At 72.2% G+C, this 8,935-nt stretch carries 5 protein-coding genes and 1 pseudogene; 4 read left to right on the top strand and 2 right to left on the bottom strand.

The genetic code is table 11. The annotated features are described in order from the left end of the window. The 4 genes from G4D87_RS27915 to G4D87_RS27900 form a co-directional block, all read left to right on the top strand. The coding region (locus G4D87_RS27915; protein WP_240358666.1) for a phosphopantetheine-binding protein at positions 1-429 on the top strand (429 nt) is incomplete at its 5' end. Positions 430-477: 48 nt separating this feature from the next. Continuing rightward, on the top strand, positions 478-2,526 hold the full coding sequence (locus G4D87_RS27910; RefSeq protein WP_163785700.1) for an ABC transporter permease: 2,049 nt from the start codon (positions 478-480) through the stop codon (positions 2,524-2,526). Then, positions 2,523-3,833 (top strand): ABC transporter permease, encoded by a 1,311-nt coding sequence (locus G4D87_RS27905; RefSeq protein WP_163785698.1) that lies wholly within the window; start codon positions 2,523-2,525, stop codon positions 3,831-3,833. Before G4D87_RS27910 ends, G4D87_RS27905 begins: the two co-directional genes overlap by 4 nt. After that, complete coding sequence (locus G4D87_RS27900; RefSeq protein ID WP_163785696.1) at positions 3,833-4,627, top strand: outer membrane lipoprotein-sorting protein; 795 nt, start codon at positions 3,833-3,835, stop codon at positions 4,625-4,627. The genes G4D87_RS27905 and G4D87_RS27900 overlap by 1 nt, the downstream gene beginning before the upstream one ends. A gap of 9 nt (positions 4,628-4,636) precedes the next feature. On the opposite strand, the gene G4D87_RS27895 is transcribed toward G4D87_RS27900, so the two are convergent. Further along, positions 4,637-8,689 (bottom strand): non-ribosomal peptide synthetase, encoded by a 4,053-nt coding sequence (locus G4D87_RS27895; protein WP_240358667.1) that lies wholly within the window; start codon positions 8,687-8,689, stop codon positions 4,637-4,639. Between the two features lie 6 nt (positions 8,690-8,695). Then, positions 8,696-8,935 (bottom strand): annotated as a pseudogene (locus tag G4D87_RS39620) (phosphopantetheine-binding protein); the annotation flags it as partial.

The raw sequence follows: 8,935 nt of genomic DNA, 5'->3' as shown, positions 1-8,935 counted from the left end.
GGGGCGGCGGACGTGGACGGGGCGGATGCACAGGTGCACGTGCTGGAGTCGCTGCCCAGGCAGGCCAGTGGCGCCGTGGACCGCGAGGCGCTTGGCGCGATGCTGTCGGGCGGCGGGGCGCGGACCCCGGCGGGGCCGCTGGAGGTCGTGGTGGCGGAGGCCTTCCGCGACGTGCTCGGCGTGGATGACGTGGGCGCGCACGCGGACTTCTTCACGCTCGGTGGCAGCTCGCTGCAGGCCACCCGCGTCCTGGCCCGTGTCCAGGAGCGCACCGGCTTGCGGTTGCCCGTGACGGTGCTGTTCGAGCACGCCTCCGTCGCGAGGCTCGCGGCACACATCCGGCATCTCGTCGACCCCGAACAGCTCGATGTTTCACTGCTCACCGACGCGCAGGTGGCCCTGCTGCTCAGCGTCATTCAGGCGCCTTGAGCGCGGCGCTTGTTTTCACGGGACTCGAATCCTTAGGATTCGGGGTTCATGCTTTTCCATTTCGCGCTGCAGAGCGTGCGCTCCCGTCCCCGGAGCTGGCTCGTCGGCCTGCTCGCGGCCAGCATGGCGGCCCTGCTGACGCTGGGGCTGTCCCTGGTCGGCAGCATCTACGACGGCACCCGCCTCAGCATGATTGAGAGCGGGGCGGGCCATCTCCAGGTCTACAACGCCAACTCCGCCGAAGGGCCGCAGATGTCGCTGGGGCCGGGCGGGGCTCCGGAGATGGTGCCCCTGCCGGACTACGCCCGCACCCGCGAGCTGCTGCTCGGCGTGGACGGCGTGCGCGACGTCGTTCCCCTGGAGGTGGGGACCGGCCGGGTGTTCCGCGGCAACTACCTGGACGAGAAGCTCGCCGCGGTGCGCGACGTGGCGCGCGCGCCGGCCTCGGCCGAAAGGGACGCGCGGCTGGGCCGCATGGCCGACGACCTCCGGCGCGCGCTCGAACGCGTCGCCAGGGACTCGCGTCGCCGCGATGAGGCCTTCTCCCAGAGCGTCGGAAGCGAGGAGGACGCGCGCGCGCTGGAGCAGGCGCTGGCGCCGTCCTTCTGGGAGCGCTTCGGGGCCGAGCCCCTCCCGGTGCTGGAGTTCCTGGAGAACCGGGTGGCCAAGCAGGTGGGTGAAGGCGAGTCCATGTACCTCGACTACGTGGGCACGGACCTGGGCGGCTTCGCGAAGGCGTTCGGCCGCTTCGAGCTCGTCTCCGGAGAGCTGCCTCCCCGGGGCACGCGAGGGCTGCTGCTGGGGCAGGCCGTCTATGAGCGCTCCTTCAAGCTGCCCATGGCCGTCCGGTTGGATGAGCTGAAGCGCGAGCGCGAGCGGGGGGCGACCTTCGCGGGCGACGAGCGGCTGGGCACGCAGGTGGAGCGCAGCCTCGCGGAGATTCCCGACCTGCTGTCGCGCCTGGACGTGGAGCGGGCCACGGCGCTGCGGGCCTCGCTGGAGGGGGTGCTGGGGGAGCCCGGGGAGCTGGAGCCCCTGCTGGAGAAGTTCTGGGCGCTGGATGACGGCAACTTCGACGCGCGCTTCCAGGCGTTCTACGGCACGCTGGCGCCCCACCTGCCGCTGTACCGGGTGCGTCCGGGTGACACGCTGGTGCTCAAGGGCACGCTGGACAACGACCCGGGCGTGGCCGTGAAGGTCTGGGGCACCTACCGCTTCCGGGGACTGGGCGGCGACGGCAGCCAGGCCAACGGCGCCTCGCTCCTGGACCTGGCCACCGTGCGTCACCTGTCCGGACGGATGACGCGCGAGCAGATGGAGGAGGCGAAGCGGTTGCTGGCCGCCGTGGGCATGGATTCGAAGGAGGAGGCCCCTTCGTTCGACACGTTCAGCCCGCCGCGGATGCTCGACGTGGAGCCCGCGGCGCCCACCGAGGAAGCACCGGCGCCCACCTTCGCGCGCGCGTCGCTGCCCCCCACCTTCGATGCGGCGGACCTGGAGGATGGCATCTTCCACGCCGCGCTCGTGCTGACGCCGGACGCCGATGCGGACGCCGTGGCGGAGCGCATCCAGCAGCTCGCCCAGGCGAAGGGCGTGCCCCTGGCGACGGCGGACTGGCGTGAGGTGGGCGGCTTCGTCACCGGCATGGTGGGGATGACGCAGGTGTTGCTGGTGGCGCTCGGCGGGATGATGGGGCTGTTCGTGCTGGGCGTGTCGGCGGGCACGTTGTTGCTGCTGGCCCGTGAGCGGGTCGGCGAGGTGGGCACCCTGCGCGCGGTGGGCATGCAGCGCCGGGACGTCTTCTTCGGGCTGATGCTGGAGGGCCTGGTGCTGGGCGCGGTGGGGAGCCTGCTGGGCCATGGCCTGGGCGCGGCGCTGCTGTGGGGCCTTGGCTCGGACGGCATCGCGGTGCGGGACGAGGCGCTGCAGTTCTTCCTGGGCGGCGCGGTGCTCCGGCCGGAGCTGGCGGCGTGGCACGCGGCCGTGGTGAGCGTGGGGGTGACGCTGGTGGTGCTGGTCGCCACCTGGATTCCGGCGTGGCGCGGCAGCGCGGTGACGCCAGCGGTGGCCATGCGCCTGCGGGAGATGGACGGATGAGGGGCCTTCTTGGCATCGCGTTGCGCAACCTGTTCCTCCGCCGTGAGCAGGGGATGCTGCTCTTCGCCGTCATCGCCGCCGCCAGCGGCGTGTTGGTGGGGGTGATGTCCCTGAGCGCGGGCGTCGCCGCGACGCAAAAGGACGTCGTGACGACGTTCCTCAGCGGTGAGCTGAACGTGGGCGGCTTCTTCAAGGTCCACCCCGACAGCATCTCCCCGGTGGTGGGGGACGCCGCGCGGGTGCGGACCGTCGTGGAGCCGCTGGTTCCGGACGGCTGCCTGCTGCGCGAGCGCGGGCGGGGACAGGCCACCGCGGGCGCGGGCCGTCACCGGGTGCGCTCCTACGTGGTGGCGTTGGACGTGGAGGGCGAGGGCGCCGCGCTGCGCCGCTTCAAGGTGAAGGACGGCGCGCTGGAGACGCTGGCGCGGCCGCGCACGGTGGCCCTGTCCACGCAACTGGCCGGGCGGCTCCACGTGCGCCTGGGTGACATGGCGACGCTCTTCACGCAGACGGTGGGGGGCCAGCGCAACGCGCTCGACGTGGAGGTGGTGGCCATCACCGAGCGCGCGGGCCTGCTGGGAGAGAGCGCGGGCATCCTCGTCTCCAACGCGACGCTGCGCGAGCTGGACGGCTACCGGCCCGGCTCCGCGGGCGTGTTGCAGGTGGCCTGCGCTGGCGCGGACGGTGGCGGGCTGGACGTGGACGGGCTGGCGGGCCAGCTCCGGGATTCGCTGCGCCAGGCGGGGTTCACCGTGCTGCCGCCCGCGCGCGAGGCCTACGGCGACAAGCTGTCACCCCTGCTGCGCGAAGGCTGGGCGGGGCAGCGCGTGGACGTGACGACGTGGGAGGACGAGTCCGCCTTCCTCGGCTTCATCTCCGCGGGCCTGGCCGCGCTGACGGTGCTGGTGGGCGCCATCACCCTGGCGGTGGTGATGATGGGGCTGTTCGTCTCCCTGAGCGTCGCCGTGCGGGAGCGGACGCGCGAGGTGGGCACCCTGCGCGCGGTGGGCATGCATCGCCGGTCCGTGGTCGGCATGTTCATGCTGGAGGGCATGTTGCTGGGCGCGGTGTCCTCCGGCCTGGGCGCGCTCGTGGCCACGGGCGTGTGTGTCCTGCTCCGCGATGCGATTTCCCTCCCGGAGGCCCTGTCCGGCTTCCTCTTCAGCGACACCCTCCCGCTGGCGCCGGGCCCCGGGCACGTGGTGGCCGCCGTCATCCTGGCCACGGTGGGGGCGACGTTGGCGTCCATCATCCCGGCTGCTCGCGCTTCCTCCCTCTCTCCTCGCTCCGCCATGGACTCCCTTTGATGCGCACTCGAATCCCGCTGCCTTCGTTCGTCCTCGCGCTGTTGCTGCTACCCGTGCTGGCTGTCGCGGCGGAGGCCAAGGAGGAAAAGGAGGCCAAGCCCTCCGCGGACGCGCTGGTGCGCCAGGTGGACAAGCGCATGTCCATGCAGAGCGACTACCGGGGCGTGGTCCGCATCCGCGAGACGCGCAAGGACGGCATCGAGCGGCTCATCGAGATGCAGGTGTACCGCCGCGACTCGTCGCAGAACTTCCTGATGGTCATCACCCAACCGCGGAACCTGGCGGGAGGCGGCTACCTGCGCATCGGGAAGAACCTGTGGGAGTACAACGCCGCGCTGGGCCACTGGGAGCGCACCACGCGGCGCGCCAACATCGTGGGCACCATCGCCTGTGAAGGGGACTTCGACCGCTCGCGCCTGTCGGAGGACTACACCGCGGTGGACGAGGGGGAGGAGGTCATCCAGGGCACGCGCTACCGCAAGGTGTACCTGTCCGCGCGGCCCGACACCGAGGTGAGCTTCGCGCACCTGCGGCTGTGGTTGGACCCGGACCTCAACATCGTCAAGCGCATCGGCTATGCGCCCTCCGGGCGGGTGCTCCGCACGGACCTGGTCCGCAGCTACCAGAAGCTCAAGGACCCCGTCACCCAGCAGCCCATCATCCACTACCGCGAGGTCTTCGAGCAGGAGGAGGAGGAGGGCACGCAGCTGGTGGTCCGCTACGAGGACGTGCAGCTGGCGCCCCTGAGCCCCAACCTCTTCACGAAGTCGTGGCTGGAGGGGCGCCTGCGCTAGCCGCGCCGGCTACGCCTCACCGAGCGCCTTCTCCACCAGGTACCGCGCCAGCACGCTCACCGTCGGGGGCTCGATGGCCCCCGAGTGCCCACCCGGCAGGGGCACCACGTCGATGCGCTCGCGCGGGACGTCCTGGCTCCAGCCGAGCGTCTCGTCCAGCGACGGGTTGCCGTCGGCCCGGAAGAGCAGCAGCCGCGCGCGCACGTCGGGCACGCGCCAGGTGCGCACCTGCGGCGGGAGGATTTCTCCGGCCAGGTGCCACATGCGCTTCAGGTCCGCGCCGGTGAAGTGGGGCGCCACGGTGCCGCGCTCCCTGGCACGGGCCGCCACGCGCTCCCATTGCGCGCCCTCTGACGGCAGGCCCGCGAGCTCCGCTTCCAGCGCCGCGTCGAGCACTTCGAAGGTCTTCGCGAGCTGGAGCACGGGGGGCAGCGTCAGCGGCGCCACGGCGTTGAGCGCGCGGACGGTGAGGGTGTCGATGAGGGCGAGCATGCGCACCTCCTCGCCCGCGGCCTCGAGCGCCGCGGCGACGCCGTAGGCGGGGTATCCACCGAACGAGAAGCCGGCGAGCAGGTAGGGCCCGCGCGGCTGCACGGCGCGGATGTCCTCCGCGTAGGCGGCGACGCGCGCCTCGAAGGTGTCGAACCCGCGATGCGACATCGTCTCCGGCGCCTGCAGGCCGTGGCAGCGCAGGTGCGGCGACAGCAGGGGCACGAGGTGGCGGTAGTAGTGCAGCTCCCCATCGCCGGGGTGCATGAGGAAGAGCCGGGGCGCCTCCGCGGGGGCCTCCGGCCCGGACAGGCGCACCACGCTGGAGAGCGGCGGGCCCTGCTCCAGCAGCTCCCGGAGCGCGTCGGTGGTCTCCTTCAGCACGGGGTACTGGAAGAGGGTGGCCAGGGGGACCGGGAGGCCGAACTCCTCCTCCATGCGCGCGAGCAGGCGCATGCCCAGGATGGAGTCTCCGCCATGCTGGAAGAAGTCGTCGTCGGGCCCCAGGCCAGGCTGCTTGAGGACGTCTCGCCACAGGTTCAACAGCCGCATCTCCAGCGTGGAGCGGAGCTCCAGGGCCGTGGTGGCGTTCGCCGGGGGCTCGGGGGCCTGGGTGGCCGCCGCGTGCGCGTCCGGGTCGGGCAGGGCGTGACGGTCCACCTTGCCGTTGGCGTTGACGGGCAGGGCCGCCATGACGACGAAGGCCGCGGGCATCATGTACGACGGGAGTTGCTCCGCCACGTGCCCGCGCAGCGCCTCGACGGCCACGGCCTCCGGTGGCGCCTGGACATAGGCGGCGAGCTGCTGGAGCCCCGTGGACGCGGTGCGGGCCAGCACCACCGCCTCCTCCACGCGCGGGAAGCGGCGCAAGCAGGCCTCGATTTCCGAAAGCTCGATGCGGAAGCCGCGAATCTTCACCTGGTGGTCCGCGCGGCCCAGGAAGCGCAGGCGCCCATCCGGCAGCATCCGGGCCAAATCTCCCGTGTGGTACATGCGCGCGCCCGGCGCGGCGGCGAACGGGTCGGGGATGAAGCGCTCGGCCGTCAAGTCCGGCGCTCGCAGGTACCCGCGTGAGAGCGCCGCGCCGCCGATGTACACGCGCCCTGGCAGGCCCGGCAGCACCGGCGTCAGGTGTTCGTCCAGGAGGTAGAAGCGCACGCGCGGAATCGGACGGCCAATGGGGAACGTGGCGTCGGTGCCCACGCCCTCCGCGCCTGGGATGTCACACGTGGCCGAGGTGATCGTGCACTCGGTGGGGCCGTAGACGTTGAGCCACGGGGCATGGCCGCCGCCCACGCGCACCCAGGCCTCGTACGTCTCGCGCTTGAGGACGTCACCGCCGGGCGCCAGCAGCCGCAGCCGCGCGGGCACCCGCTGCCCCAGGGCCTCCATCTGGCGGATCCACTCCTCGATGTACGTGGGCGGCAGGCTGATGAGGGTGATGTCCGTCTCCTCCAGGTACGGCGTCATCGCGTGCGCGGGCACCAGCCCGCTGCGCATCACCACCGTGGCGCCCACCGCGAGCGGCGGGTAGAGGTCCTCCGCCGCGGCGTCGAAGCTCAGCGGCGCGAACTGGAGCATCCGGTCCCCGGGCCGCAGGCCGAAGCGCGCGGCCATGGCGAGGTTGTGGTTGACCACCGAGCGGTGCTCCACCATCACCCCCTTGGGCTCGCCCGTGGAGCCCGAGGTGAAGACGATGTAGGCCAGCTGCGTGTCCGCCACCGCGCGCGGGCCGGGCGCCAGGTCCTCCGCCACGTGCTCGGGCTGGAGCGGCACCTCCACGTCGGGCACGAGCCCCTGGTGCGCGGCCAGGGCCTCCGCGTCCACCCACAGCCTGCGAACCTCGGCGCGCTCCAGCACGGCGCGCTTGCGGGGCTCGGGCCAGTTGGCGTCCAGCGGCACGTAGGTGCCTCCCGCCTTGAGGATGCCCAGCAGTGCGGCCATGCCCTGCGCGGAAGGCTCCATCACGATGGCCACCCGCTCCTCGGGACGCATGCCGCGTTCCAGCAGGTACCGCGCCAGCAGGTTGGCGCGGGCATTCAGCTCCGCGTAGCTCCAGGTCGTCGTGTCATGGGCCACCGCGGGCGCGCTCGGCGTGCGGCGCACCTGGGCCTCGAAGAAGGTGTGGATGCAGGTGCCGGCGGGCACGTCCTGCGGTCCACCCGCGAGGGCTGACAGCACCTGCGCCTGCTGCTCCGCCGAGAGCAAGGGCAGCCGGGACAGGGGCGCGTCCGGGGCACGCACGGCCTGCGACAGCAGGTGCTCGAAGGCCTGGGCCATGCGGCTGGACGTCGCGGGAGTGAAGAGGGCGCCGTCGGTGGCGAGCAGCCCCTCCATGCCACCTCCGGGGTGCTCGACCAGGCTGAGCACCACGTCGTAGGCGGGGATGACGCTGTCGCCGAGCAGCTCCGACGCGGAGAGTCCCTCGAAGGACGGGCGGGAGAAGCGGTCCAGGACAAGCAGGGCCTGCGCCAGGAGCGGCGCGGTGCGGCTGGCGTCGGGCTGCACGGCGTCCGCGATGCGCTTGAAGGGGACCTCCTGGTGGGTGGTGGCGTGCAGCACCACGCCGTGGGCGCGGCGGAGCAGCTCCCGGAAGGACGGCTGCCCGGAGACATCGGTGCACAGGGGCAGGATGTTCGCGAAGTAGCCCACCCGGTGCTCCGTCTGCGGCAGGGTGCGTCCGGAGGACGGCGAAGCCACGACGACGTGCGACTGGGCGCTCAGCCGGTGGAGCCAGGCCTGCGTCAGCGCGAGTGTCGCGGTGAAGGTGGAGACGCCCTCCTGGCGCGCGAGCGCCTCCAGCGCGCTCATGTCTCCGGAGGCGAGCGTCAGCCGCGTGGGGCGCATGTTCGCGTTGAGCGCGGGAGCGCGGCGCGGGAAGTCGGTGGGCAGGTCCAGCACCGGCGGCGCGTGGGCCAGGGCCTGCTTCCAGGATTCGAGGCTCGCGTCCACCTGGCGTTGGTGCTCCGGGCTGCGTTGCCAGAGCGCGAAGTCGCCGTACTGGATGTCGGGCGGGAGCGGCGCGGGCGCGCCGGTGCGAGCCGCTCGGTACGCCGCGACCAGCTCCTCCATGAACGCCTGCGTGCCCACGCCATCCGTGACGAGGTGGCTGAGCGAGGCGATGAAGGCATGCCGCAGCCCCGTCGTGTCGAGCTGGACCAACTCGAAGCGATAGAGGGGGCCCTTCTGGATGTCGAAGTGCCGCTGGGCCTCTCGCGTCGCGGCGGCGCGCGCGGTGTGCTGCGCCTCTTCAAGCGGCAGGTGTGACAGGTCCGTTCGCGAGAGGACCGGCCGCTGTGGGCCGTGCACCTGGGCGATGACGCGGTCGGCTTCCAGGTGGAAGGTCGTTCGCAGGGTCTCGTTGTGCTCCAGCACGGTTTCGAGGGCGGCTTCGAGCTTCGCCGCGTCGAGCGCGCCTTCGAGCACGAGGGACACTTGCACCACGTAGGGCGGAGCATCCGGGAGCTGGAGCGCGTACCACAGGCGCTCCTGGACCAGCGACGCGGGGAAGCGCGACGGCCTGGGGCTCGCGGGCCGCAAGACGTCCTGGGCCTGCGCCGCCGTGCCGATCACCTGGGCGAGCGCGGCGACGGAGGGGGAGGAGAAGAGGGAGGCGAGAGGAAGCTCGACGCCGAAGGAGGAGCGGATGCGGGCAGCGAGGCGAGTGGCGCTGAGGGAGTGTCCGCCGAGGGAGAAGAAGTCGTCGTGGCGAGAGAGGGAGGAGAGGCCGAGGACCTGGCAGAAGAGTTGAGCGAGGAGCTCCTCGACGTGGCCCTGAGGAGGAAGAGAGGGGTGGGTGTCGTCGGAGGGGAGAGGGAG

This window comes from Myxococcus vastator (assembly GCF_010894475.1).
Classification (GTDB): domain Bacteria; phylum Myxococcota; class Myxococcia; order Myxococcales; family Myxococcaceae; genus Myxococcus; species Myxococcus vastator.
Note: the sequence above shows the minus strand (reverse complement) of the source record. Positions and strands in the feature narration are given on the sequence as shown.

Coding starts and splice junctions, on each gene's coding strand:
- G4D87_RS27905 (WP_163785698.1), top strand. CDS start 2,523: ATGAGGGGCCTTCTTGGCATCGCGTTGCGCAACCTGTTCCTCCGCCGT.
- G4D87_RS27910 (WP_163785700.1), top strand. CDS start 478: ATGCTTTTCCATTTCGCGCTGCAGAGCGTGCGCTCCCGTCCCCGGAGC.
- G4D87_RS27900 (WP_163785696.1), top strand. CDS start 3,833: ATGCGCACTCGAATCCCGCTGCCTTCGTTCGTCCTCGCGCTGTTGCTG.